The sequence below is a fragment of the Aureimonas pseudogalii genome, from assembly GCF_014196835.1.
GTDB lineage: Bacteria > Pseudomonadota > Alphaproteobacteria > Rhizobiales > Rhizobiaceae > Aureimonas > Aureimonas pseudogalii.
This window is the reverse complement of the sequence record NZ_JACIEK010000013.1, coordinates 33,847-58,789: the sequence shown is the minus strand read 5'-3', so window position 1 is coordinate 58,789 and position 24,943 is coordinate 33,847. Positions and strand designations below refer to the sequence as shown.

General features: G+C 68.3%; 25 protein-coding genes and 1 pseudogene. 23 read left to right on the top strand and 3 right to left on the bottom strand.

Annotated elements, in window-relative coordinates; translation table 11 throughout:
* Window positions 1-126 precede the first annotated feature (126 nt).
* Window positions 127-891 (bottom strand): sulfite exporter TauE/SafE family protein, encoded by a 765-nt coding sequence (locus GGR04_RS18725; protein ID WP_183201434.1) that lies wholly within the window; start codon window positions 889-891, stop codon window positions 127-129.
* Between the two features lie 301 nt (window positions 892-1,192).
* Between GGR04_RS18725 and rplS the strand changes: the two genes are divergently transcribed.
* The 15 genes from rplS (at window position 1,193) to dps (ending at window position 14,750) form a co-directional block, all read left to right on the top strand.
* Window positions 1,193-1,660, top strand: coding sequence for a 50S ribosomal protein L19 (gene rplS / locus GGR04_RS18720; protein ID WP_183201433.1), 468 nt, complete (start codon window positions 1,193-1,195; stop codon window positions 1,658-1,660).
* Window positions 1,661-2,192: 532 nt separating this feature from the next.
* The gene (locus GGR04_RS18715) at window positions 2,193-3,020 is read left to right on the top strand and encodes a class I SAM-dependent methyltransferase (protein ID WP_183201432.1); all 828 of its coding nucleotides are present in this window, start codon (window positions 2,193-2,195) and stop codon (window positions 3,018-3,020) included.
* Between the two features lie 143 nt (window positions 3,021-3,163).
* A complete protein-coding gene (locus GGR04_RS18710) occupies window positions 3,164-4,207 on the top strand; it encodes a bile acid:sodium symporter family protein (protein WP_183201431.1) in 1,044 nt (347 codons plus the stop codon).
* Between the two features lie 110 nt (window positions 4,208-4,317).
* Window positions 4,318-5,112 carry a transporter substrate-binding domain-containing protein gene (locus GGR04_RS18705; protein ID WP_183201430.1) on the top strand — a complete coding sequence of 265 codons (795 nt, stop codon included), beginning with the start codon at window positions 4,318-4,320 and terminating at the stop codon, window positions 5,110-5,112.
* Window positions 5,109-5,945: an amino acid ABC transporter permease gene (locus GGR04_RS18700; protein ID WP_312857486.1), complete on the top strand. Its 837-nt coding sequence runs from the start codon at window positions 5,109-5,111 to the stop codon at window positions 5,943-5,945. Before GGR04_RS18705 ends, GGR04_RS18700 begins: the two co-directional genes overlap by 4 nt.
* A 59-nt stretch (window positions 5,946-6,004) precedes the next feature.
* On the top strand, window positions 6,005-6,133 hold the full coding sequence (locus GGR04_RS24320; protein WP_281383130.1) for a hypothetical protein: 129 nt from the start codon (window positions 6,005-6,007) through the stop codon (window positions 6,131-6,133).
* A gap of 101 nt (window positions 6,134-6,234) precedes the next feature.
* Window positions 6,235-7,650: a 3-isopropylmalate dehydratase large subunit gene (gene leuC / locus GGR04_RS18695; RefSeq protein WP_183201428.1), complete on the top strand. Its 1,416-nt coding sequence runs from the start codon at window positions 6,235-6,237 to the stop codon at window positions 7,648-7,650.
* Between the two features lie 222 nt (window positions 7,651-7,872).
* Complete coding sequence (locus GGR04_RS18690; RefSeq protein ID WP_183201427.1) at window positions 7,873-8,343, top strand: GNAT family N-acetyltransferase; 471 nt, start codon at window positions 7,873-7,875, stop codon at window positions 8,341-8,343.
* A 185-nt stretch (window positions 8,344-8,528) separates the two neighbouring features.
* Complete coding sequence (gene sdhC / locus GGR04_RS18685; RefSeq protein ID WP_183201426.1) at window positions 8,529-8,918, top strand: succinate dehydrogenase, cytochrome b556 subunit; 390 nt, start codon at window positions 8,529-8,531, stop codon at window positions 8,916-8,918.
* Between the two features lie 11 nt (window positions 8,919-8,929).
* Window positions 8,930-9,307 (top strand): succinate dehydrogenase, hydrophobic membrane anchor protein, encoded by a 378-nt coding sequence (sdhD, locus tag GGR04_RS18680; RefSeq protein ID WP_183201425.1) that lies wholly within the window; start codon window positions 8,930-8,932, stop codon window positions 9,305-9,307.
* Between the two features lie 5 nt (window positions 9,308-9,312).
* Entirely contained in the window at window positions 9,313-11,160 is a 1,848-nt protein-coding gene (gene sdhA / locus GGR04_RS18675) for a succinate dehydrogenase flavoprotein subunit (RefSeq protein WP_183201424.1), read from the top strand.
* A gap of 117 nt (window positions 11,161-11,277) precedes the next feature.
* Window positions 11,278-12,444, top strand: a complete 1,167-nt coding sequence (locus GGR04_RS18670; RefSeq protein ID WP_183201423.1) for a phosphatase domain-containing protein — start codon at window positions 11,278-11,280, stop codon at window positions 12,442-12,444.
* Between the two features lie 166 nt (window positions 12,445-12,610).
* Entirely contained in the window at window positions 12,611-13,390 is a 780-nt protein-coding gene (locus tag GGR04_RS18665) for a succinate dehydrogenase iron-sulfur subunit (RefSeq protein WP_183201422.1), read from the top strand.
* A 93-nt stretch (window positions 13,391-13,483) separates the two neighbouring features.
* Entirely contained in the window at window positions 13,484-14,107 is a 624-nt protein-coding gene (gene msrA / locus GGR04_RS18660; RefSeq protein WP_183201421.1) for a peptide-methionine (S)-S-oxide reductase MsrA, read from the top strand.
* A 139-nt stretch (window positions 14,108-14,246) separates the two neighbouring features.
* A complete protein-coding gene (gene dps / locus GGR04_RS18655) occupies window positions 14,247-14,750 on the top strand; it encodes a DNA starvation/stationary phase protection protein Dps (protein ID WP_183201420.1) in 504 nt (167 codons plus the stop codon).
* Window positions 14,751-14,841: 91 nt separating this feature from the next.
* Here dps and GGR04_RS18650 read toward each other — a convergent pair whose 3' ends face one another.
* Window positions 14,842-15,567, bottom strand: a complete 726-nt coding sequence (locus GGR04_RS18650) for an SDR family oxidoreductase (RefSeq protein ID WP_183201419.1) — start codon at window positions 15,565-15,567, stop codon at window positions 14,842-14,844.
* Window positions 15,568-15,871: 304 nt separating this feature from the next.
* Here GGR04_RS18650 and GGR04_RS18645 point away from each other — a divergent pair, with 304 nt between their 5' ends.
* The 8 genes from GGR04_RS18645 to GGR04_RS18610 all read left to right on the top strand — a co-directional run bounded on the left by GGR04_RS18645 (window position 15,872) and on the right by GGR04_RS18610 (window position 24,157).
* Window positions 15,872-18,067, top strand: a complete 2,196-nt coding sequence (locus tag GGR04_RS18645; RefSeq protein WP_183201488.1) for a primosomal protein N' — start codon at window positions 15,872-15,874, stop codon at window positions 18,065-18,067.
* A 250-nt stretch (window positions 18,068-18,317) separates the two neighbouring features.
* Window positions 18,318-18,713: an AGROH133_08824 family phage infection protein gene (locus GGR04_RS18640; RefSeq protein WP_183201418.1), complete on the top strand. Its 396-nt coding sequence runs from the start codon at window positions 18,318-18,320 to the stop codon at window positions 18,711-18,713.
* 210 nt (window positions 18,714-18,923) lie between these two features.
* The gene (locus GGR04_RS18635) at window positions 18,924-19,484 is read left to right on the top strand and encodes a F0F1 ATP synthase subunit delta (protein ID WP_183201417.1); all 561 of its coding nucleotides are present in this window, start codon (window positions 18,924-18,926) and stop codon (window positions 19,482-19,484) included.
* The gene (gene atpA, locus GGR04_RS18630; protein WP_183201416.1) at window positions 19,484-21,013 is read left to right on the top strand and encodes a F0F1 ATP synthase subunit alpha; all 1,530 of its coding nucleotides are present in this window, start codon (window positions 19,484-19,486) and stop codon (window positions 21,011-21,013) included. The genes GGR04_RS18635 and atpA overlap by 1 nt, the downstream gene beginning before the upstream one ends.
* 75 nt (window positions 21,014-21,088) lie before the next feature.
* Window positions 21,089-21,976, top strand: coding sequence for a F0F1 ATP synthase subunit gamma (locus tag GGR04_RS18625; RefSeq protein WP_183201415.1), 888 nt, complete (start codon window positions 21,089-21,091; stop codon window positions 21,974-21,976).
* Window positions 21,977-22,085: 109 nt separating this feature from the next.
* Window positions 22,086-23,540, top strand: a complete 1,455-nt coding sequence (gene atpD / locus GGR04_RS18620; RefSeq protein ID WP_210291871.1) for a F0F1 ATP synthase subunit beta — start codon at window positions 22,086-22,088, stop codon at window positions 23,538-23,540.
* Between the two features lies 1 nt (window position 23,541).
* Window positions 23,542-23,760 (top strand): glutathione S-transferase, encoded by a 219-nt coding sequence (locus GGR04_RS18615; protein WP_183201414.1) that lies wholly within the window; start codon window positions 23,542-23,544, stop codon window positions 23,758-23,760.
* Entirely contained in the window at window positions 23,753-24,157 is a 405-nt protein-coding gene (locus tag GGR04_RS18610) for a F0F1 ATP synthase subunit epsilon (protein ID WP_183201413.1), read from the top strand. Before GGR04_RS18615 ends, GGR04_RS18610 begins: the two co-directional genes overlap by 8 nt.
* Window positions 24,158-24,471: 314 nt before the next feature.
* Here GGR04_RS18610 and GGR04_RS24725 read toward each other — a convergent pair.
* Window positions 24,472-24,675, bottom strand: a pseudogene (locus GGR04_RS24725) (IS630 family transposase); the annotation flags it as partial.
* Window positions 24,676-24,943: the final 268 nt, after the last annotated feature.

The window sequence follows — 24,943 nt, the reverse complement described above, 5'->3', positions numbered from 1 at the left end:
GGCCGCCCCTCGTGGCGAAGCCGGCCGGGATGGCGGGCCTCGCGTCTTCTCGTCGTCTCAACCGCAATGAAGGGTCCGGCCCGTCACAAACAAGGGTGAGGGAGCCATCGCCTCGCCTCGCGCGCCTCAGCCCGCCGCGTTGCGCCAGAAATAATAGGCCGCAAGCGCCGAACCCACGGCGATGACGACGAGGCGCACGGCGAGCGCCGGCACGCGCCGCGCGATCCAGACGCCGGCATAGCCGCCGAGCGCGACGCCCGGGATCATCGCGAGCGCCTGCGGCCACGCCACGACGCCACCCGAAACGAAGACGACGATGGCGACCATGGCGATCACCGTCGCCAGCATGTTCTTCAGGGCGTTGAGGCGGTGGTAGTCGTCGCTCTCGGTGAGCCCCAGCGTCGCCAGCATCATGATGCCCATGCCCGCGCCGAAGAAGCCGCCGTAGATGGCGGTGAGGAACTGGAGGAGGGGGCTCGCGAGGCTGCGCCCGCGTGCGGCGTCCGCCTCGTGCCGGGGTTTGGGCTTCAACCACGGGCCGGCGGCGAAGAGCGCGGTGGCGGCGACCAGCAGCCAGGGCACCAGCCCCTGGAACTGCGGATTGTCGAGCGACAGGAGCACGAGCGCGCCGACGAGCGAGCCGGCCACCGAGACGCCGGCGAGCACCAGCGCGCCGCGCCACATGCGGCGGATGTCCGTCCAGTAGGCGAGCGTCGAGGTGACGTAGCCGGGAAACTGGGTGATCGAGGAGGTGGCGTTGGCCGAGATCGGCGGCACGCCGACCAGCGTCAGTGCGCCGAAGGTGAGGAAGGTGCCGCCGCCGGCGACGGCATTGATGGCGCCGGCGAGGAAGCCGGCGGCGAAGAGGAAGGCGATGGCGGTGATCGTCATGGGCGAGGCGGCTGAGCTTTCGGGGCGCCGGTCGGAGCGGTGGGCCCGCGGCGTCTGGCGGATGGCTGATCCGGCATAGGCGACGCCGCCCGTTGCGGGAAGGGCCGGGGATCGCCTGGGTCTGCTGCGCTGCGGTAAGGAGGGGTCGGGGGCGTCGCGGCCGGCCAAAAAAGCACGGGGCGCGATCTCGACAGAACCGTCATCCTCGTGTAACAGCCGCCTCGATTTCCTCAGAATAACTTGACCGTATCAGACACGGCCATGACCGGCTCGCCGGCATGCAACGAATTGAGGCTCTGCCATGGACATCATCAAGGAACTGGACGCCCAAGAGGTCGCCCGCATCGCCGCCATCCGCACGCTGCCGGCCTTCTCGCCGGGCGACACGCTGCGCGTCAACGTGCGCGTCACCGAGGGCACCCGCACCCGCGTGCAGGCCTACGAGGGCGTGTGCATCGCGCGCTGCGGCGGCGGCATCCAGGAGAACTTCACCGTCCGCAAGATCTCCTACGGCGAGGGCGTCGAGCGCGTCTTCCCGATGTACTCGCCGATGCTGGAATCGGTCGAGGTCGTGCGTCGCGGCCGCGTTCGCCGCGCCAAGCTCTATTACCTGCGCGATCGTCGCGGCAAGTCGGCCCGCATCGTCGAGGCCACCAACGTGCGCGCCCGCAAGCTGAACGACGACGCCCGCGGCGTGGCCGCCGAGGCCCGCCAGAAGGCCGAGGCCGACAAGGCCGCCGCGAAGGCCGCCAAGACCGCCGCCGAGTAAGGCTCCGGTTTCCCGCGAGATGTTGGAAAGGCGGCCTCCGGGTCGCCTTTTTTCGTTTCGGGCCATGCGCTGTCTTGCCGTGCGGTCGGCGGGCGGTTCTCCATAGGCGTGAAACTTTCAAACGGCCGAGGCAGATGGTGCAGCATGCTGACGAAAAGGCAGGTCCTTCGGGCGCTTACGGCATCCGCGCTGACATTTCTTGTTCTAACGATTTACGGTTTCCTCGCGTATGATCCGAGATTAGACAGCCTTTTGAATACAGTAGTTGAAATATCAATATTAATATCTATTTTTATAGTTTTTTACATGACAATCATATGCGTGTTCTCGTTCGTGTTCTCGGCAACGTTCAGGCAAAGCCGAACAGTGCGGGATCAATACGTTCAGGAACCCGTCATCAAACTCATGGTCTGGCGCGAAGTGCTCAGCGTGGGTCCGGAGGAGAAGGGGCGCGATGCCTGATGCTGAACGCATGGCAGACATCGCGGCGCTCGGGTTTCCCCGTCCGCAGATTCGACAAGGAGAGCATGAGATGAGCGACACGCAAGCCTTCTTCGCCGCCAACCTCGCCAACTGGAACGAGCGTGCCGCGCTGCACGCCACCGACACGACGGGCTCCTATCGCATCGCCAAGGTTCTGGCCGGCGGCTCGTCGCTGCACGCAATCGAGGCGGACGAGATCGGCGACGTCGCCGGCCTCGACGTGGTGCATCTGCAATGCCACATCGGCCTCGACACGCTGTCGCTCAAGCATCTGGGCGCGCGCTCCGTCACCGGGCTCGACTTCTCGCCCACAGCGCTCGCGGCGGCGCGCGACTTCGCGGCCCGCGCGGGGACGCAGGCGCGCTTCGTCGAGGCCTCGATCTACGACGCGCCCGAAGCGCTCGGGGAGCGCTACGATCTCGCCTTCGTCACCTGGGGCGCGATCAACTGGCTGCCCGACATCGCGGCCTGGGCGCGCGTCGTGGCCGCCGTGCTGCGGCCGGGCGGGCGGCTCTACCTCCTCGAAGGCCATCCCATGATGAACCAGTGCGATCTCGTCGAGGGCCGTCTGGTGGTGACCTACGACGCACGCACGCCCGAAGACCGGCCGCTCGTCTTCGACGAGGAGGAGACCTACACAGGCGACGCCCGCAAGCTGACGGCGACGCGCAACTACGAATGGATCCACCCCGTCGGGGTGGTCGTCGGCGCGCTGCTGGCCGCGGGGCTGCGGCTCGACTTTCTGCGGGAGCACGACCGGCTGGCATGGCAAGCCTTTCCCGGCATGGTGGAGGCCGGCGAGGATCTCTTCGCGCTGCCGCCGGGCGTCGCCGGCATCCCGCTCGCCCTCTCGATCGGGGCCACCAAGCCGGCCTAAGCCGCGCGGAGCGCGCACCTGAGCCGCGCGGAGCGCGCAGGGCAGACCGGCGGGATCGGCAGGCGCCCGGAGGTATGCACACCGGACCTCCTTGTGTATCGATGACGCGACGACCAGTGTCCCGAACCGTTCCGGCCCGCCCCATGTCCCTTCGATCCGCCCTTCGCCGCGTTCCCGTCGATCGCTTCCTCCTGATGCTCCTCGCGACGATCGCCGTGGCGGCGGTGGTGCCGGCGCGTGGGCAAGTGGCCGAGGCCTTCGACGGGATCACCTACGGCGCCATCGCGCTGCTGTTCTTCCTCTACGGCGCGCGCATCTCGCCGCAGGCGGTGTGGCAGGGCCTCTTGCACTGGCGCCTGCAGGGGCTGGTGTTCCTCTTCACCTTCGCCTTCTTCCCGCTGGTCGGCCTCGCGATGGCGCCGCTGGCGAACCACGTGCTGCCGCCCGAGCTGGCACTGGGGCTGCTCTACGTCTGCCTCCTGCCCTCCACCGTGCAGTCCTCGATCGCCTTCACCTCGATCGCGGGGGGCAACGTGCCGGCGGCGCTCACCAGCGCCTCGGTGTCGAACCTTCTCGGCGTCGTCGTCACCCCGGCGCTGGTGCTGCTGGTGGCGAGTTCACAGGGCGGCGCCTTCTCGTTCGACGCGATCGAGAAGATCGCCGTGCAGATCCTCGTGCCCTTCGCGCTCGGCCAGTGTGCCCGCCCGCTCATCGGCGGCTGGCTGGCGCGCCACAGGCCGCTGACGCAGGTGGTCGATCGCGGCTCGATCCTGCTCGTGGTCTATGCCGCCTTCTCGGAAGGCATGGTCGCCGGCGTCTGGACGCAGCTCGGCCTCGGCGACCTCGCCACCGTCGTCGCCTTCGACATGGTCATCCTCGCGATCGTGCTGGCGGCCACCACCTTCGCGGCGCGCCGGCTGAAATTCGCGAAGTCCGACGAGATCGCCGTGGTCTTCTGCGGCTCGAAGAAGAGTATGGCAACGGGCATCCCGATGGCGGGCATCCTCTTCGCCGGCCACGCCATGGCGCTCGTGGTGCTGCCGCTGATGCTGTTCCACCAGATCCAGCTCTTCGCCTGCGCGGCGCTGGCGCAGCGCTATGCACGCCAGACACAAGGGGCGGCGGCGCCCGAGAGCGTCACCGAGGTGGTGGCCGAGGAGCAGGACGCGGTGGGCCTGAAGGTCTAGAGGCGGGCGTTCGTTTCGCTCCGGGCGCGAAAAGCGCAAGGCCCGTGCTTGGCAAGGCGGGCGGGCGCGTGACAGGCTCGGGCCGACCCGACCTTACGGAACGCCGCCCCATGAACCGCCGCACGCTTCTCCTCGCCGCCCTCGCGCTTTCCTGCGCCGGCCCCGCCCTCGCGCAGACCGCGCTGCCCGATCTCGGCGGGCGCGCCGTCACGGTGGTGACCGAGAACGCCTATCCGCCGCTGCAATATCTCGACCCCAAGACCGGCGATGCGGTGGGCTGGGAATACGACGCGATGAACGAGATCGCCCTGCGGCTGAATTTTCAGGTCACCTACGCCAACGCCTCGTGGGACGCGATGATCGAGGCGGTGGCCGGCGGCCAGTACGACATCGGCATGACCGGCATCACCATCCGCGACGACCGCAAGACGCGCGTCGATTTCTCCGATCCCTACATGCGCTCGCAGATGGTGATGCTGGTGCGTGCCGACGAGGCGCGCTTCGCCGACGCCGCCTCGTTCAAGGCGCTGCCGGACGCGCTGGTGGGCGCGCAGAGCGGCACGACGCCCTTCTACGTCGCGGTGAACGAGGTGCTGGACGGCAACGAGCAGAACCCGCGCATCAAGCTCTTCGAGACCTTCGGGGCGCAGGTGCAGGCGCTGCGCACCGGCGACGTCGATCTCGTGCTCACCGACGGCACCGCGGGAGCGGGATACGTCGCGGCCTCCGGCGGCGCGCTGAAGCTCGTCGGCCAGCCGCTCGGCACTGAGGATTTCGGCTTCGTCTTCGCCAGGGGATCCGACCTCGTGGCGCCTGTGAACGCCGCGATCACCGCGCTGAAGGTGGACGGCACCTTCGAGGCGCTGACGAAGAAATGGTTCCTGGACACGAAGCTCGGCGAGTGAGCGGGACCCCTCTCGGCGCCGGGTCGCCCGGGCTCCGCGCGAGGCTCCGCGCGCCCGACTTCCCGTGGTGGCTGGTCGCGCTCGGCGCTCTGGCGCTCGGCGCCGGCGCGGCGATCCTCGGGGACGCCGGGCTCCGGCAGACGCTGCGCATCCTCTCCGTGGGTCTCGGCACCACCGTCCTCGTCACCGCCATCGCCTTTGGCGGCGCGCTGGCGCTCGGCCTTCTCGTGGCGCTGGCCGGGCGCTCGCGCCACCGGTTCGCGCGCAATGCGGCGCGGCTCTATGTCGAGATCGTGCGCGGCGTGCCGGTGCTCGTGCTCCTGTTCTGGATCGCGTTTGCCGGCGCGCCCGGCCTCGTCGCGGGCTGGAACTGGCTGGCGACGCCGCTGCGCGACGCCGGCCTCGTGGACATGCTGATGGTGCGCGACGTCTCGCTGCTGGCGCGCGCGGTGATCGCGCTCGTCGTCGCCTATTCGGCCTTCGTCGCCGAGATCCTGCGCGCCGGCATCGAGGCGGTGCCGGCGGGTCAGGTGGAGGCGGCCAAGGCCCTCGGCCTCGGGCCGCTCCAGCGATTTCGCCTCGTGATCCTGCCCCAAGCGATCCGCACCGTGCTGCCGCCGCTCGGCAACGACCTCGTGGCCATGGTGAAGGATTCCTCGCTCGTCTCGGTGCTCGGCGTCGCCGACGTCACGCAGATGGGCAAGGTCTACGCCTCCGGCTCCTTCCGGTTCTTCGAGACCTATTCGGTGGTGGCCTATCTCTACCTGCTGATGACCGTCTCGTTGTCGCTCGGTGTGCGCGCCCTGGAGCGGCGCCTTCGCCGCGCCGCGTGACGGCGGCTCCGTTCGCGAGGGTCGTTGCCAAGGACGAACCGGCAGCGTATTTTGGAACCATGCCAGGAAACGCCGCCCGTCCTGCCCGCCTGCCGACCACGCTGGGGTTCTCCCCGGTGGAGGATCGCGCGCGCATGCCCGGCCGCTTCTTCTACCGGCAGATCTCGGCCGTCCACCTTCGGCGCTGACGCCCTGCGGCCCCGCGGCCGACGACGCCTCCTTCCCTTCTTCGTTCCGTCTTGGGCGGCCGCGCGCCGGCCGGCCCGATCCATCCGTCAGGACCCTTCCGATGACCGCCACCGCAAAGCCGCGCACGATCTACGACAAGATCTGGGACGACCACATGGTCGAGACCGACGAGAACGGCGCCAGCCTCCTCTATATCGACCGCCATCTGGTGCACGAGGTGACGAGCCCGCAGGCCTTCGAGGGTCTGCGCGTCGCCGGACGCCGGGTGCGCCACCCCGCGCGCACGCTCGCCGTGGTCGATCACAACGTGCCGACCTATGACCGTCGCGGCGGCATCCACAACGACGAGAGCCGGCTGCAGGTCGAGACGCTCGCCAAGAACGCCGCCGAGTTCGGCGTCGAGTATTTCGACGAGATCGACCGGCGCCAGGGCATCGTCCACATCATCGGCCCCGAGCAGGGCTTCACCCTGCCGGGCATGACGATCGTCTGCGGCGACAGCCACACCTCCACGCACGGCGCCTTCGGCGCGCTCGCGCACGGCATCGGCACTTCCGAGGTCGAGCACGTGCTGGCGACGCAGACGCTGATCCAGCAGAAGGCCAAGAACATGCTGGTGGAGGTGAACGGGCAGCTGCCGCCCGGCGTCACCGCCAAGGACATCATCCTCGCGATCATCGGCGAGATCGGCACGGCCGGCGGCACCGGCTACGTCATCGAATATGCCGGCGAGGCCATCCGCGCGCTCTCGATGGAGGGCCGCATGACCATCTGCAACATGAGCATCGAAGGCGGTGCCCGCGCCGGCCTCATCGCGCCCGACGACACGACCTTCGCCTACATCGCCGACAAGCCGCGCGCGCCGAAGGGCGCCTCCTTCGAGCAGGCCGTCTCCTACTGGCGCACGCTCGCCTCCGACGAGGGCGCTCATTACGACAAGATCGTGCGCCTCGACGCCGCCGCCCTGCCGCCCATCGTCTCCTGGGGCTCCTCGCCCGAGGACGTCGTCTCCGTGCAGGGCGTGGTGCCCGATCCCGACGCGATCGCCGACGAGGCCAAGCGCGAGACCAAGAAGCGCGCCCTCGACTACATGGGCCTCACCCCCGGCACCAAGATGACCGACATCGCGATCGACCGCGTCTTCATCGGCTCCTGCACCAACGGGCGCATCGAGGATCTGCGCGCCGTCGCCGCGGTGGTGGAAGGCCGCAAGGTGGCCGACACCGTCTCGGCGATGATCGTGCCGGGCTCCGGCCTCGTGAAGGCGCAGGCCGAAGCCGAGGGGCTCGACCGCATCTTCCTCGACGCCGGCTTCGACTGGCGCGAGCCCGGCTGCTCCATGTGCCTCGGCATGAACGAGGACCGCCTCAAGCCCGAGGAGCGCTGCGCCTCCACCTCGAACCGCAACTTCGAAGGCCGCCAGGGCTTCAAGGGCCGCACCCACCTCGTCTCGCCCGCCATGGCGGCGGCCGCGGCGGTGGCCGGGCGGTTCGTCGACATCCGCGAGTGGCGGTAGGAAGACCGGGGCTCTGCCCCGGACCCTGCCAAGGGCCTGAGGCCCTTGGAACCCCTCTCGCGTTTCAGTCTCCGGGACGGGCCGCTGGCCCATCCCGGAGACTGACAAATGAAGGGAAGGGTCCGGGAACTCGTTCCCGGGCGGGGCCCGGGGCGGCAGCCCCGCCTCCACACCCGCTGCCCGCGCTTGACGCGGCAGGCGGTCCGGCCCAGATGGTCGAGCATGAGCCTGCCTGCAACCGTTCCCGACATCGAGATCGGCGCCCTGCGCCTGCGCGACGCGCGCGAGTTGGCGCCGCTGCTCGCGGCCTACAATCAGGCGATGTTCCGGGGTGCGCCGGGGGCGCCGGATACCTATTATGCCGAGCAGCTGCTGCAGGACCGCACGGGCGAAATTCTCGGGGCGCGGCTGAACGGCGAGCTCGTGGCGTTCCTCGTCTTCTACGACCTGCCGGACCCCTGGACGGGGATGCGGGCCGGGCTGGCGGACCACGTGTTCGTGGACCAGCGGCACCGGCGCAAGGGCATCGCCAAGGCGATGGTGGATCTCCTCGCCGACGAGGCGGACGCGCGGGGCTGGTCGCGGCTCGTGCTGCATGCGCCGCGCAACGGCGGCTCGGGGCGCCATCTCTACGAGAAGGTGGCCGGGCCGGCCGACTGGTCGAGCTACGTGATCCGCTTCATCGACCGGTAATTCCGCGCGTTCGGGCTGCGGCCAAACGCCATTCAATCGGTTTGGGCCGGGCGCGCCGCGGAAAGGCCGGGTCCGACGCTTGATTTCGCGGGGCGGAGAGGTCTTTTAGAGGGCTTCCAGCCGCGCTGCAGCACGACGAGCCGCTTCGTGGCGGCATCGATTCGCGACCGCTTGGGGAGTCGTCCTTGTCCGAGATCAAATCCGCCCGACCGCTGTCGCCGCATCTCACGGTCTACCGCTTCCGGCCGACCATGGCGATGTCGATCCTCCACCGCATCACCGGAGCTGCGCTCTATGTCGGCACCGCGCTCGTGGTCTGGTGGCTGGTGGCGGCGGCGAGCGGCCCGGTCGCCTTCTCCTACGCGTCGGGCTTCTTCGGCTCGATCATCGGGCGGCTGATCCTCTTCGGCTATTCCTGGGCACTGCTGCACCACATGGCCGGCGGCATCCGCCATCTCGTGTGGGATACCGGCACGGGGCTGGAGAAGGAGACCTCCACCAAGTTAGCCATCGGCACGCTGGTCGCCTCGCTCATCGGCACAGTGCTGCTCTGGCTCGCCGTCATCGTCTTCTGAGGAGGTCCGTCATGGACATGAGAACGCCGCTCGGCCGCGTCCGGGGCCTGGGTTCCGCCCGCGAGGGCACCGGCCATTTCTGGATGCAGCGGCTCACCGCCGTCGCCAACCTCTTCCTCATCTCGTTCTTCGTGGTGCTGCTGGTGGCGCTGCACGACGAGCCCTACGACGCGGTCCGGGCGGCCTTCGCCAACCCGATCGTCGGCCTCGTGATGGCGCTGGTGGTGATCGCCGCGACGATCCACATGCGGCTCGGCATGCAGACGATCATCGAGGACTACGTCCATGGCGGAGCCCGCGTCGCGCTCGCCATCGCCAACAATTTCTTCGCGATCCTCGTCGCCGCGGCCTGCGTCTTCGCGATCGTCAAGATGAGCTTCGGAGCCTGAAGATCATGGCCACTGCCCAGCCCCATCGCACGGCCTCGCAGACCGGTCCCGCCCAGAACGGGAAAGCCTACCAGTTCGTCGACCACACGTTCGACGTCGTCGTGGTGGGCGCCGGGGGCGCCGGCCTTCGCGCCACGCTCGGCGCGGCGCAGGCCGGCCTGAAGACCGCCTGCATCACCAAGGTCTTTCCGACCCGCTCGCACACGGTGGCCGCGCAGGGCGGCGTCGCCGCCTCGCTCGGCAACATGGGCGAGGACAACTGGCGCTGGCACATGTACGACACCGTGAAGGGGTCGGACTGGTTGGGCGACCAGGACGCCATCGAATATCTGGTGCGCGAGGCGCCGAAGGCCGTCTACGAGCTCGAGCATTTCGGCGTGCCCTTCTCGCGCACCGTGGACGGCAAGATCTACCAGCGCCCCTTCGGCGGCATGACCACCGACTTCGGCAACGGCCCGCCGGCGCAGCGCACCTGCGCCGCCGCCGACCGCACCGGCCACGCCATCCTGCACACGCTCTACGGTCAGTCGCTGCGCTACTCGTCGGAATTCTTCATCGAGTATTTCGCGATCGACCTGATCATGGACGAGGACGGCGCCTGCCGCGGCGTCGTGGCGCTCAACATGGACGACGGCTCGATCCACCGCTTTCAGGCCAAGAAGACGATTCTCGCCACCGGCGGCTACGGCCGCGCCTATTTCTCGGCCACCTCGGCCCACACCTGCACCGGCGACGGCAACGCCATGGTGCTGCGCGCCGGCCTGCCGCTGCAGGACATGGAGTTCGTGCAGTTCCACCCGACCGGCATCTACGGCGCGGGCTGCCTCATCACCGAGGGCGCACGCGGCGAGGGAGGCTACCTCACCAATTCGGAAGGGGAGCGCTTCATGGAGCGCTACGCACCGTCCGCCAAGGATCTCGCCTCGCGTGACGTCGTCTCGCGCTCGATGACGATGGAGATCCGCGACGGGCGGGGCGTCGGCAAGGGCAAGGACCACATCTTCCTGCATCTCGACCATCTGGACCCGAAGATCCTGCACGAGCGCCTGCCCGGCATCTCCGAGTCCGCGCGCATCTTCGCCGGCGTCGACGTGACCAAGGAGCCGATCCCGGTTCTGCCGACCGTCCACTACAACATGGGCGGCATCCCCACGAACTATCACGGCGAGGTTCTGACCAAGCAGAACGGCAATGCCGACACGGTGGTGCCCGGCCTGATGGCGGTGGGCGAGGCGGCCTGCGTGTCCGTCCACGGCGCCAACCGGCTCGGCTCCAACTCGCTGATCGATCTCGTGGTGTTCGGCCGCGCGGCGGGCCTGCGCTGCGCCGAGACGGTGACGGCGGGCGAGGGCCACGCGCCGATGCCGAAGGACGCCGGCGAGAACTCGCTCGCGCGCCTCGACCGCTTCCGCTACGCCAAGGGCTCCACCGGCACGGCCGAGCTTCGCGACAACATGCAGCGCACCATGCAGTCCAACTGTGCGGTGTTCCGCACCGGCGAGATTCTGGAGGAGGGCCACCAGAAGATCCACCAGGTCTGGCAGGGCTCCGATGACGTACGTGTCACCGACCGCTCGCTGATCTGGAACACCGATCTCATCGAGACGCTCGAATATGACAATCTCATCGCACAGGCGGTGGTGACGATGGACTCGGCGCTCGCCCGGCAGGAATCGCGCGGCGCCCATGCCCGTGAGGACTTCCCCGATCGCGACGACGCCAACTGGATGAAGCACACGCTCTCCTTCGCCGACACGGTGGCCAAGACCGTGACGCTGGAGGACCGCCCGGTGCATACCTACACGATGTCGAACGAGATCGAGTACATCCAGCCGAAGAAGCGGGTGTATTGATCCGGCGCAGGGTCGGTCGGCACGAGTGACCCAAGGGCGGCTTCCCGGAGAAGTCGCCCTTTTCTCATGGGGCGCGATGTCTTTCCCATCCCTGTCGGCTTTGCTATTTGCGATCGGATGAAACCGGAACCGCTGCGCACGTTCGGCCGCAAACTCCTCAAGCGCAGCCGCATCCTGCGCTTCGCCGCCAAGCAGGCGCTGCGCTTGACCGAGCGGCCGACGCTCGTCGTTTATCCCGGGTTTGTCGCCGGCGGCAAACTGACCATGCTGGGCCGGGTGCTGGAGGATGAGGGCGTCTTCGACGCGCCCCATTCCAATTCGGTGATCCGCAATCTCTGGCTGACCTTCAAGCGCTACGAGACCGACGAGATCGGCGGCGCGCGCATCGCTTGGCGCGGGCTCGGCCGCTCCGGCGAGGCGGTGAGCGACACCAACGGCTATTTCCGGGTCGAGGTGGAGGGGTTCGCCGCGGCGGAGGCCGACGGCCCGTGGGCGCCGATCGACTTCACCCTCGAGACGGCGGCGGGCTACCGGTTCGACGCAGTGCGGGTGGAAGGCCAGGCGCGCCTCGTCTCGCCGCGCGCGCGCTTTGGAATCATCTCCGACATCGACGACACGATCATCCACACCGGCGCCTTCAAGATGCTGCGGCACTGGCGCATCGTCACCGCCAACTCGCCAGAGGCGCGTGCCGCCTTTCCCGGCGTCTCGCGCTTCTACCAGGCGCTCTGCGCGGGCGAGGCCGGGCCGGAGACGAACCCGGTCTTCTACGTCTCCTCCAGCCCGCGCAACCTCTCCGACATTTTCGAGCGCTTCATGGCGCAGAAGGCCATTCCGCTCGGGCCGATGCTGCTGCGCTCGCTCTCGGACGACGCGCTCGGCTGGCTGCTGCGGCGCCATCGCGGCCACAAGGACGTGATGATCGACAAGTTGCTGGCCGATTATCCGAACTTGCGCTTCGTGCTGATCGGCGACAGCGGCCAGAAGGACGCCAGCGTCTATGCCGCGGCTGTGGAGCGCCATCCCGGCCGGGTGTTGGCCGTGCACATTCACGACGTGCGTCCGAAGGGCCACGCCGCGGGGATCGTCGAGGCCGAGTTGAAGCGCATCGAGGCGATGGGCGTGCCGACGACGCTTGGTCGGACGCTGCGCGACGCCGCGCGCCACGCGGAGGAGACCGGGCTGGCGGCGGCGGGTACGCGCGCCGGGGTCGAGGAGGAGATCGCCGCCGAGGACGAGAAGCGCGAGCGCTTCGGGCGCTTTCCGGTGATCGTTCAGCCGTGAACCGAGCTCGAGCCCGCCGACGCCGGGCGGGGTGCGACGATGCCGCGCAAGTCCGGCGCGAGCTTACAATCGGTTGAACCCCGCCCGCGCGGGTTCGCCATGTTGCGCCGCATCGGGTTTCGGTTTAGCCCCATTCTAAAGACGCATCTTCGCAGGGACCCCGCAGATGGTGGAACTCAGCCTTCCCAAGAACTCCGTGATCGGCAAGGGCAAGATCTGGCCGAAGCCGGCGGGGGCCAAGACCGTGCGCGAGTTCGGCATCTACCGCTGGTCGCCCGACGACGGACAGAACCCGACGGTCGACACGTTCTACGTCGACACCGACGATTGCGGCCCGATGGTGCTCGACGCGCTGCTCTGGATCAAGAACAACGTCGATTCGACGCTGACGCTGCGCCGTTCCTGCCGCGAGGGCATCTGCGGCTCCTGCGCCATGAACATCGACGGCTCCAACACGCTCGCCTGCACCAAGGGCATGGACGAGGTGAAGGGTGCGGTGAAGGTCTATCCGCTGCCGCACATGCCGGTGATCAAGGACCTCGTGCCCGATCTCACCGTGCCCTACGCGCAGCTGCGTTCCATCGAGCCCTGGCTGCAGACCGAGACGCCCGAGCCCGAGAAGGAATGGCGCCAGAGCCATGCCGACCGCGAGAAGCTCGACGGGCTCTACGAGTGCATCCTCTGCTTCTGCTGCCAGACCTCGTGCCCGAGCTACTGGTGGAACGGCGACCGCTATCTCGGCCCCGCCGTGCTGCTGCAGGCCTATCGCTGGCTGATCGACTCCAGAGACGAGGCGACCGGCGACCGGCTGGACCAGTTGGAGGACCCGTTCCGCCTCTATCGCTGCCACACGATCATGAACTGCACGCAGACCTGCCCCAAGGGCCTGAACCCCGCCAAGGCCATCGCCGAAATCAAGAAGATGATGGTCGAGCGCCGGGTCTGAGGCTTTCGCGCGATCGTTTCGTCGGCACGCCTTGCATCCGCCGCGATGCCCGCCTCGTATAAGGGGCAGCACGAAGACGACGGAGCTTGTTCGATGATGCGATCCTCATTCCTCCAGCCGGGCGTCGTGGCGCTCGGCCTCTTGGCATCGCTCGCGCCCGTGGCCGCGCAGGCCGATGAGGCGATCTTCGCCGGCGGCTGCTTCTGGTCGATGGAGACCGATCTCGACCGGGTCGAGGGCGTGACCTCCACCACCTCCGGCTATATCGGCGGCACGCTGGCCAACCCCACCTATCAGGACGTGGTGACCGAGCGCACCGGCCATTACGAGGCCGTGAAGGTGACGTTCGACCCCGCTGTCATCTCCTACGACCAGTTGCTCTCGGCCTATTGGCATTCGATCGACCCGACCGATGCGGGCGGCCAGTTCTGCGATCGCGGCGATTCCTATCGCACCGCGATCTTCCCGATGGACGAGACACAGCGCAAGGCCGTGAAGGCCAGCAAGACGGCGGTGGCTGCCGATCTCGAGCAGGACGTCGCCACGAAGATCCTGCCCGCCGCGACCTTCTATCCGGGCGAGGACTACCACCAGGACTACGCGCGCAAGAACCCCGACCACTACAACCGCTACCGCATGGGCTGCGGACGCGACCGCGCCGTTCGCGCGGTCTGGGGCGACAAGGCGCAGATGGGCATGAAGCCAGCTCATAGCTGACGTGGGGCGACAGGGCGTCGCTTCCTCGCGAAAGACAGGGGAGCCCCCGGAACCAACGGGCGTCTCCGCACTTCTTCCGTCATGATGCCGGTGCGGCGTGAGCGCCGGCCCCCGCACGGAATTTTCGCAGGAGCCTTCGATGTCGAAGCAGGGCAAGACCCAGATCCATCCCACCAAGAACTCGATGAACGAGAACCTGAGGGCCTCGATGATCGAACTGCTCCAGGTTCATCTCGCCTCGTCGATCGACCTCAGCTACTCCGCCAAGCAGGCGCATTGGAACGTCAAGGGCTCCAACTTCATCGGCGTGCACCTGCTCTTCGACCGTCTGCACGAAGAGGCCGAGGGCTATGTCGACACGATCGCGGAGCGCCTGACGGCGCTGGGCGGGCAGGCTCGCGGCACGGTGCAGGCTTCGGCCGAGGCCTCGATCCTCGATCCCTATCCGCTCGACATGGTGGATTCGATGGATCACCTGAAGCGCCTCGCCGACAACTACGCAAAGTGGGGCGGCGCGCTGCGCGAGGCGGTGTCCGAGTCGGACGAAGCCGGCGACGACCTGACCGCCGATCTCTTCACCGAGGTGGCCCGCGGCATCGACAAGTCGCTCTACTTCCTCGAAAGCCATTTCCAGCGCGCCTGAATCGGGGCGTCTGTCGGATCTGAAGAAGGGGCGGCTCTCGCGAGCTGCCCCTTCTTCATTAGAGGTCTTGTCTCGTCATGCGTGGGTTAGGTCAGACCGAGCGCGTGATGCCGCCGTCGATGCGGATGTTCTGGCCGGTGATGTAGGTGCTGCGATCTCCCGCGAGGAAGGCGATGAGGTCGGCCACCTCGTCCGCTCGGCCGTATCGGCCCATGGGAATACGACCGCGCCGCTCTTCCTTTTTGGGCAGGCTGTCGATGAAGCCGGGCAGGACGTTGTTCATCCGCAGCCCTTCCGCGCCGTATTGGTCGGCGAAAAGCTTGGCGAAGGAGGCGAGGCCCGCGCGGAAGACGCCGGAGGTCGGGAAGTCGGCTTCCGGCTCGAAGGCCGCGTAGGTGGAGACGTTGACGAACGATCCGCCCCGGCCTGCGCCCTGCATGATCGGCGTGACCAGACGGGCGATGCGCACGACGTTGAGGAGGTAGAACTCCATCGCGCGGTGCCAGTCCTCGTCGGTGATGTCCAGCACCGGCCCCTTCGGCCCGTGACCGGCCGAGGAGACCACGGCGTCGATCCGCCCGAAGCGATCGAGCGCACCGGCGACGAAGCGTTCGAGATCGGCGGGAACGAGGTTGGAGCCGGTCATCCCGAAGCCCCCAAGCTCGGCCGCCAGCGCCTCGCCCCGGCCCGACGACGAGAAGATGGCGACGCGGAAGCCCTCGGTGGCGAGCGCACGGGCGGCCGCAGCGCCGAGGCCGCTGCCGCCGCCGACCACGAGAGCGACCTTGGCGTCGGCGGAGGGGAGGGGTGTCGTCATGATGGGGGTCTCCGTTGGACGGGCGCCGGAGCCGGTCTCTCGGGCGGCACGGCGAGGGTAGCGGAACGCGGGCGGGCGGCGATAGGCTTGGCGCTTCCCGTCCGCATGGCGGAGTCTTGGAGCCCGCCGCGCCGCCTCTCGCACCCACCGGGTGTTTTGCAGCGGCCGGCGATCCCATCTAAGGACGGAACCCTGCCGACCTGCGCGCTCGCCGCCTGCCGGTCGATCGCATGCCATCCAGCCCGAGACGCATTTGACCAAAGCCACGCCCGCGGGAGCCTCCTCCCGCCTCCTCTTCGGCGACGTGCCGCCGGCCCGCCGGCCCGGCGCCGAGGCCGGGCGCGTGGTGCCGGTGCTCGTGCCGGTGCCGAGCGAGCGGCCCTATTCCTACCGCGTTCCCGAAGGCATGCACGTCGAGCCCGGCTCGATCGTGCAGGTGCCGCTCGGGCCTCGGCAAGTGGCCGGCGTCGTTTGGGAGGGCGAGAGCGACGTCGTGGACGCACGCAAGCTGCGCGAGATCACCCACGTCTTCGACTGTCCGCCGCTCGACGGCCCGATGCGCCGCTTCGTCGACTGGGTGGCCGACTACACGCTCTCGCCGCCGGGACTGGTGGTGCGCATGGCACTGCGCGCCCCCGTGGCCTTCGATCCCGAGCCGATGATCGACGGGTTGCGGCTGACCGGTGGACGGCCGGAGCGGATGACCCCGGCGCGCCTGCGCGTCGTCGAGACCGCTGCGGGAGGCGAGGACTGGACGCGTTCGGGTCTGGCGGGTGCGGCGGGCGTCACGGCGTCGGTGGTGGACGGGCTGATCCGCGCCGGCGCGTTCGATCCGGTGCGCCTGCCACCGCACCCGGTGGTGCCGGCGCCCGACACCGCCCACGCGCGCGCCGACCTCAGCCCGAATCAGGGCGCGGCAGCGGCCGAGCTCGCCGCGCGGGTGGAGGCCGGCGGCTTCTCCGTCAGCCTCCTCGAGGGCGTCACCGGCTCGGGCAAGACGGAGGTCTATTTCGAGGCGGTGGCGCGCGCGCTGGACGCGGGACGGCAGGTGCTGATCCTCCTGCCCGAGATCGCGTTGACGCAGTCCTTCATCGACCGCTTCGAAGCGCGCTTCGGCGCGCCGCCCGCGCAATGGCATTCCGACGTCGCGCCGCGCACCCGCGAGCGGGTGTGGCGGCAGGTGGCGGAGGGGCGGGTGCGGGTGGTCGCCGGCGCGCGCTCGGCGCTGTTCCTGCCCTTCGCCAAGCTCGGGCTCGTGGTGGTCGACGAGGAGCACGACCCCGCCTACAAGCAGGAGGACCGCACCTTCTACCACGCCCGCGACATGGCGGTGGTGCGTGCGCGCGGCGGCGGCTTTCCCGCCATTCTCGCCTCCGCCACGCCCTCGCTGGAAACCCGCGTCAACGCGCGCTCCGGTCGCTATTCCCACGTGACGCTGGATGCGCGCTACGCCGCCGCCGCGCTGCCAACGCTCAGCCTCGTCGACATGCGCCGCCATCCGCCGGCGCGCGGCTCCTTCGTCTCCCCGGTGCTGCTCACGGCGATCGAGGAGACGGTGGCGCGCGGCGAGCAGGCGCTGCTCTTCCTCAACCGTCGCGGCTACGCGCCGTTGACGCTCTGCCGCGTCTGCGGCCATCGCTTCCAGTGCCCGCAATGCTCGACCTGGCTCGTCGATCACCGGCTGCGCGGCACGCTGCAATGCCACCATTGCGGCCATGCCGAGCGCCGGCCCGGGGCGTGTCCCGCCTGCGGCACGCTCGACCATCTCGCCGCCTGCGGGCCGGGCGTCGAGCGCATCGCCGAGGAGATGCTGGAGCGCTTTCCGGCGGCCCGCACCATCCTTCTCTCCTCCGATCTGCCGGGCGGCGCGCGCCGGCTGCGGCGCGAACTCGACGCGGTGGCGGAAGGGGAGGCCGACATCGTCATCGGCACGCAGCTAGTGGCCAAGGGCCACCATTTTCCCTTGATGACGCTGGTCGGCGCGATCGACGCCGATCTCGGCCTCGCCAACGGCGACCCGCGCGCCGCCGAGCGCACCTTCCAGCTGCTGCATCAGGTGACGGGCCGGGCCGGGCGCACGGGACGCGCCAGCCGAGGCCTGATCCAGACCTACTGCCCCGAGCACCCGGTGATGCGGGCGATCGAGGCGGGCGATCCCGAGCGTTTCTACGAACGAGAGACGATGGAGCGCGAGCGGGCCGGGCTGCCGCCCTTCGGTCGGCTCGCAGCGCTCATCGTCTCGGCCGACACGCGGCGCGAGGCCGAGGAACACGGGCGTCAGCTGCGGCTCGCCGCCCCCGATGCGGAGGGCATCGAGGTGCTCGGGCCCGCCGAGGCGCCGCTCGGCGTCCTGCGCGGGCGCCACCGCTTTCGGCTGCTCGTGCAGGGCGGGCGCGGCGCGGCGATCCAGTCTTTCCTGCGGGAGATGACGGCACGGGCGCCGCGCCCGCGCGGCAGCGTGCAGGTGCAGATCGACGTCGATCCGCAGAGCTTCCTCTGATGCGCGATCGCCGGCAGGTCGCCGATCTCAAATCAATGTGAACGGATCGACGGCGATCGGTCCCATCGTGCCCCCGCCGTCGCAGGGTGGCGACTCAACCCGTCGCCGTCATGGGTGCCTGCGCCGCCAACGGATCTTCGCCTTGGGTTTTGCACGGCTTTTGCGGCCCCGTGCGAATTCCTGTAAGGCCGGCCGACGATCCCGTGTGCGGCCCCGGTGCCGCCGCCTGCCTGTTCGAGAGCGCCCGCCGATGCAGTTCACCTTTCCCGAGACGCTGCCCGATCTCCTGCCCTTCATGGCCGGCGTGGCGAGCCTTCTCTACGGTCTCGCGGCGCTGTTCGCGCCCCGACTGATGCTGCGGATGCTGCATCTTGGACCGGTCGGGCCCTCCATCGCCGGACTCTCCGAGGTGCGGGCGATGCTCGCGGGGTTCCCGCTCGGCTCGGGCCTCGTGATGCTGTTCTTCTACGACCAGCCGCTGCTGCAGATCATGCTCGGCTCGGCCTGGCTCTTCGTGGCGTTCGGCCGGCTCGTGTCGATTCTCTCCGACGAGGCCTCGACGATCGCCAACTGGTGTCTCCTGCTCCTGCATCTCGCACTGGCCGCCGCGTGCCTCGCCCCGGCCTTCGGGCTCGTGCAGGCCTGAAAGAAGGCTTCACGAGACGCTTGTGTCAGGGCGGGACGAGCGCGGAAACCTCTGTTGTCGCGCCGGAAACGCTGTGCTAGACGACCTTCATTCCGGCGCGGCGATGGGCAGTTTCCTCGGGTCCGCGGCCTTTTTTTTGACCAGCTTCGAGGTGTTGCGGATCTGCCGTGACGGGGCCCTTGAACGAAGCCTGAAGAGAAGCGATCGTCCGTGGCAAAGTCATCCTCTCCGGTCTCCGGAGTCGCAGAACGCTACGCCCTGTCCCTCTTCGAACTGGCTCGCGATGACGGTTCGATCGAGACGACCGAAGCGGAACTCGCGGAGTTTCAGCGCCTGATCGACGACAACGCCGACTTCCGGCGGCTCGTCGAAAGCCCGGCCTTCACCTCCGAGGATCAGTTGCGCGCCATCACGGCGGTCGTGGCCGAGGTTCGCCCGCTGCCGCTCGTCGGCAACTTCCTCAAGGTCGTGGCGTCGAACCGCCGCCTCTTCGCGCTGCCGGCGATCATTCGCGGTTTCCGCCAGATGGCCGCCGCGCATCGCGGCGAAGTCGAGGCCGAGGTCACGAGCGCCCACCCGTTGAGCGACGAACAGCGCCGCGAGCTCGGCCAGGTGCTCTCGGCTTCGTCGGGCAAGACAATCACCCTGCGCGAAAGCGTCGACCCCTCGATCCTCGGCGGCCTCGTGGTCCGCATCGGCTCGCGCCAGATCGACACGTCGCTTCGCACGAAACTCTCATCCCTTAAGCTTGCGCTGAAAGAGGTCGGCTGATGGACATCCGGGCCGCGGAAATTTCCGCAATCCTCAAGAACCAGATCAAGAACTTCGGCAACGAGGCGGAAGTCTCCGAGGTCGGTACGGTTCTCTCGGTCGGCGACGGTATCGCCCGCGTCTACGGTCTCGACAATTGCCAGGCCGGCGAGATGGTCGAGTTCCCCGGCGGCGTGCGTGGCATGGCGCTGAACCTCGAGTCCGACAATGTCGGCGTCGTGATCTTCGGCTCCGATCGCGAGATCGGCGAGGGCGACACGGTGCGCCGCACCGGCGCGATCGTGGACGTTCCCGTCGGCATGGGCCTTCTCGGACGCGTGGTCGACGGTCTCGGCAACCCGATCGACGGCAAGGGCCCGATCGAGTCGACCGAGCGCCGCCGCGTCGACGTGAAGGCTCCCGGCATCATCCCTCGCAAGTCCGTGCACGAGCCGATGTCGACCGGCCTCAAGGCGATCGACGCGCTCATCCCGGTCGGCCGCGGTCAGCGCGAGCTGGTGATCGGCGATCGCCAGACCGGCAAGACCGCGATCCTGCTCGACACGTTCCTCAATCAGAAGCCGGCGCACGACGCGGGCAACGACAAGGAAAAGCTCTACTGCATCTACGTCGCGATCGGGCAGAAGCGCTCGACCGTCGCGCAGTTCGTCCGCACGCTCGAAGAGCGCGGCGCGATGGCCTATTCGGTCGTGATCGCCGCCACCGCTTCCGATCCGGCGCCCATGCAGTACATCGCGCCCTTCGCGGGCTGCGCCATCGGCGAGTATTTCCGCGACAACGGCATGCACGCCGTGATCGGTTATGACGATCTGTCCAAGCAGGCCGTCTCCTATCGTCAGATGTCTCTGCTGCTGCGCCGTCCGCCGGGCCGCGAGGCCTATCCGGGCGACGTGTTCTACCTGCATTCGCGCCTGCTCGAGCGCGCCGCCAAGCTCAACGACGCCCTCGGCGGCGGCTCGCTGACGGCGCTGCCGGTCATCGAGACGCAGGCCAACGACGTGTCGGCCTACATCCCGACGAACGTGATCTCGATCACCGACGGCCAGATCTTCCTCGAGACCAACCTGTTCTACCAGGGCATTCGCCCGGCGGTGAACGTCGGCCTCTCCGTCTCGCGCGTCGGCTCGGCCGCGCAGATCAAGGCGATGAAGCAGGTGGCCGGCTCGATCAAGGGCGAACTCGCGCAGTATCGCGAGATGGCGGCCTTCGCGCAGTTCGGCAGTGATCTCGATGCCTCGACGCAGCGCCTCCTCAACCGCGGCGCGCGCCTGACCGAACTCCTGAAGCAGCCGCAGTTCTCGCCGCTGAAGACGGAAGAGCAGGTCGCCGTGATCTTCGCGGGCACGCAGGGCTATCTCGACAAGCTCAAGGTCTCCGACGTCGGTCGGTTCGAGGAGGGGCTCCTCTCGTCGCTGCGCACCGAGCACAAGGCGGTGCTGGAGACGATCGCCACCGAGAAGCAGCTGTCGGACGACACGCGCGCCAAGCTCAAGGCCGCTCTCGACGCCTACGCCAAGTCGTTCGCCTAAGGGCGGGCGACTTACCAGGGCGAGCGACTTCGCCACCGAACTCGGCCGCGGCCACGCAGGAGACCGACCAGACCCATGGCTTCGCTCAAGGATCTGAGAAACCGCATCGCTTCGGTGAAGGCGACGCAGAAGATCACCAAGGCCATGCAGATGGTGGCGGCGGCGAAGCTTCGCCGCGCCCAGGATGCGGCCGAGGCGGCGCGCCCCTATTCCGAGCGGATGGCCTCGGTCCTCGCCAACATCGCCGGTGCGATGGAAGAGGGCGAGGCCCTGCCGCTGATGACCGGCACGGGCCGCGACCAGACGCATCTCCTCGTGGTCTTCACCTCCGACCGCGGCCTCTGCGGCGGCTTCAACGGGCAGATCGTGCGTCTCGTGCGCGAGCATGTCCGCCGGCTCGAGGCCGACGGCAAGACGGTCAAGATCGTCTCGGTCGGCAAGAAGGGCACGGATCTGATGCGGCGCGACCTCGGTGACAAGATCGTGGTGCGGATGGATCTGAACGCCGGCAAGGGTATCGGTTTCGGCAATGCAGAAATCGTCGCCGACACGGTGATGGATCTCTTCGCTGCCGGCGAGTTCGACGTGGCGACGATCTTCTACTCGGCCTTCGAGAACGTCATCACGCAGCGCCCGACCGCGCAGCGCATCATTCCCGCCGACGTGCCGACCGCCGCCGAGAACGCTGCCCCGACGGACGCGAACAACGCGCTCTACGAATACGAGCCGGAACCCGAGACGATCCTCGCCGATCTCATTCCGCGCAACATCAAGATCCAGATCTTCCGCGCGCTGCTCGAGAACGGCGCATCGGAGCAGGGCGCGCGCATGAGCGCGATGGACAACGCGACGCGCAACGCCGGCGACATGATCAACAAGCTGTCGATATCCTACAACCGCCAGCGGCAGGCGCAGATCACGACCGAACTGATAGAGATCATCGCCGGCGCCGAGGCGCTCTAGACCGGACGATCCGCCCTCCGCCGAGGGCGACTGCAGACGAGCGACCGATGGTGCGGGAGGCATTCGATGCCCGGACGCGCCGACCCAGACGATTGAAGAGGAGGCCTCGATGGCTGACACATTGAACAGCAACGGCGCGATGGGCCGCGTCGCCCAAGTGATCGGCGCCGTCGTCGACGTCGAGTTCGAGGGCCATCTGCCCGAGATCCTCAACGCGCTGGAGACGCAGAACAACGGCAACCGCCTCGTTCTCGAAGTCGCGCAGCATCTCGGCGAGAACACGGTTCGCACCATCGCGATGGACCTGACCGAAGGTCTGGTGCGCGGCCAGCCGGTGACCGACACCGGCAGCCCAATCACCGTGCCGGTGGGCGACGGGACGCTCGGCCGCATCATGAACGTCATCGGCGAGCCGATCGACGAGGTCGGCCCGATCGAGCATACGCAGAAGCGCGGCATCCATCAGCCGGCCCCCGCCTATATCGACCAGAACCCGGAATCGCAGATCCTCGTCACCGGCATCAAGGTGATCGACCTGCTCGCGCCCTACGCGCGCGGCGGAAAGGTCGGCCTGTTCGGCGGCGCCGGCGTCGGCAAGACCGTGCTGATCCAGGAGCTGATCAACAACGTCGCGAAGGCCCATGGCGGCTACTCGGTGTTCGCCGGCGTCGGCGAGCGCACGCGCGAGGGCAACGATCTCTATCACGAGATGATCGAGTCCGGCGTGAACAAGGACCCGCACGAGAACGGCGGTTCGACCGCCGGCTCCAAGGCGGCCCTCGTCTACGGCCAGATGAACGAGCCGCCGGGCGCCCGCGCCCGCGTCGCGCTGACCGGTCTCACCATCGCGGAGAACTTCCGCGATCAGGGCCAGGACGTGCTCTTCTTCGTCGACAACATCTTCCGCTTCACGCAGGCGGGCGCCGAGGTGTCGGCGCTTCTTGGCCGCATTCCCTCGGCCGTCGGCTACCAGCCGACGCTCGCCACCGACATGGGCCAGATGCAGGAGCGCATCACCACCACCCACAAGGGCTCGATCACCTCGGTGCAAGCGATCTACGTGCCAGCCGACGATCTGACCGATCCGGCCCCCGCGACGTCCTTCGCCCACCTGGACGCTCGTACGGTTCTCAACCGCGCGATCTCCGAGAAGGGCATCTACCCGGCCGTGGATCCGCTGGACTCGACCTCGCGCATGCTCTCGCCGCTCATCGTCGGCGAGGAGCACTACAACGTGGCCAATCAGGTCCAGCAGATCCTCCAGCGCTACAAGTCGCTGCAGGACATCATCGCCATTCTTGGGATGGACGAGCTGTCGGAAGAGGACAAGCTGACGGTGGCGCGCGCCCGCAAGGTCGAGCGCTTCCTCAGCCAACCCTTCTTCGTCGCCGAGGTCTTCACCGGCTCGCCCGGTCAGCTGGTGCCGCTGGAGGACACGATCAAGTCGTTCAAGGGCCTCGTCGAGGGCGAGTACGACCACCTTCCCGAGGCCGCCTTCTACATGGTCGGCTCCATCGAGATGGCCGTCGAGAAGGCGCAGAAGATGGCGGCGCAGGCCGCCTGAGATGGCCGATCTGGCGATCGCCGACGCGGTGAACGAGACTTGCCCCTGGTCGGGCAAGCCGATCGCGGGCGACTCGCTGACGCTCTATCGCAACGCGGTGGTCGGGTTCTGCAATCCCGGCTGCCGCGACAAGTTCGAGATCGCGGTCGCCCATTTCGAGGCCGCGCTTCAGGCAAAGCTCCGTATCGAGGAGCGCGGAAGGCAGGACCATCGTGGCTGACGGCTTCAAGTTCGAACTGGTGTCCCCCGAACGCCTGCTCCTTACGGAACAGGTCATGGCCGTGGTCGCGCCCGGCTCCGAGGGCTATTTCACCGTCATGGCGGGACATGCCCCGCTGATGACGACGCTGAAGCCCGGCATCGTCCACGCCACGCTCGCCGGCGGCGGCGAGAAGCGGATCTACGTGCAGGGCGGCTTCGCCGACATCAACCGCGAAGGCTTCACGCTGCTCGCCGAGCACGCGACGCCGGTCGAGGACATCGACATGGCCGATCTCGACCAGAAGATCCGAGACAGCGAGGAAGACGTCGCGGACGCCACCGACTCGGTGGTCAAGTCTCGCGCGGAGCAGCGGCTCGCCGATTTGCGCAACGCCAAGGCCGCGCTCGCCGCCTGATCATGGGCGGGGTCTGCGAGGACGGCGTTCGATCGTAGACGGGTCGCGCAGGCCTCCGGGTCGCCGCGACGGCGATGCTGTGCTGCCGGCAATTGATGAAGCACGCCTTGTTCCGTGTTCCGCGGAACGGCGTGGAATGGCGGTCGGCATCTGCAACGATGCCCGTCGCGGGTCGAGGCGCGAACGGGTTCCCCGATAGGTACGCCGTGAAACGCGGTTGCTCGAATAGCCCGGGCGAACGACGAACCTCTTTTGCACGTGGCGCCCATTGGCTTGTCGCGCCCATGCCGGGCCGATCCTAGAGCAGATCCGGTTCACGTTGCATCGTATCCTGCGGCGTGGAAGCAGTTGGTGCATTCTGCGGGCGTGAAGACCGGGACGATGTCGCCGACGGCCCGCCACAGCGCATCGACGGTGCGCTCAGCTCTGGCGCGCAGCAGAGCCTTGAGCTTGGCGAAGGCGTTCTCGATCGGGTTGAAGTCGGGCGAGTCGGGCGGCAGGAAGCAGAGGGCTCGTCCTCGCCGCCTCGATGGTGGTCCGAACGTCCAGCCCTGCCGACGGAGCCAAGCGCTCAGCGCCGAGCGGCTCAGATGCAGATCACGTTCGGTGGCCCGGCGCTCCACCATCTCGTCCAGCGTGATGTCCTTGCGATCCCGAATCATCGTCTCGACGAACTCGGCATGGGCGTCCAGGCGCGAATCCCGTCGACCGCCCCCAGGCTGAGCCGAACGTTCGCCAAGTCTGGCGCGTGCCGCCCAACGCACCGCCGTCGCTGCGCCGATCCCA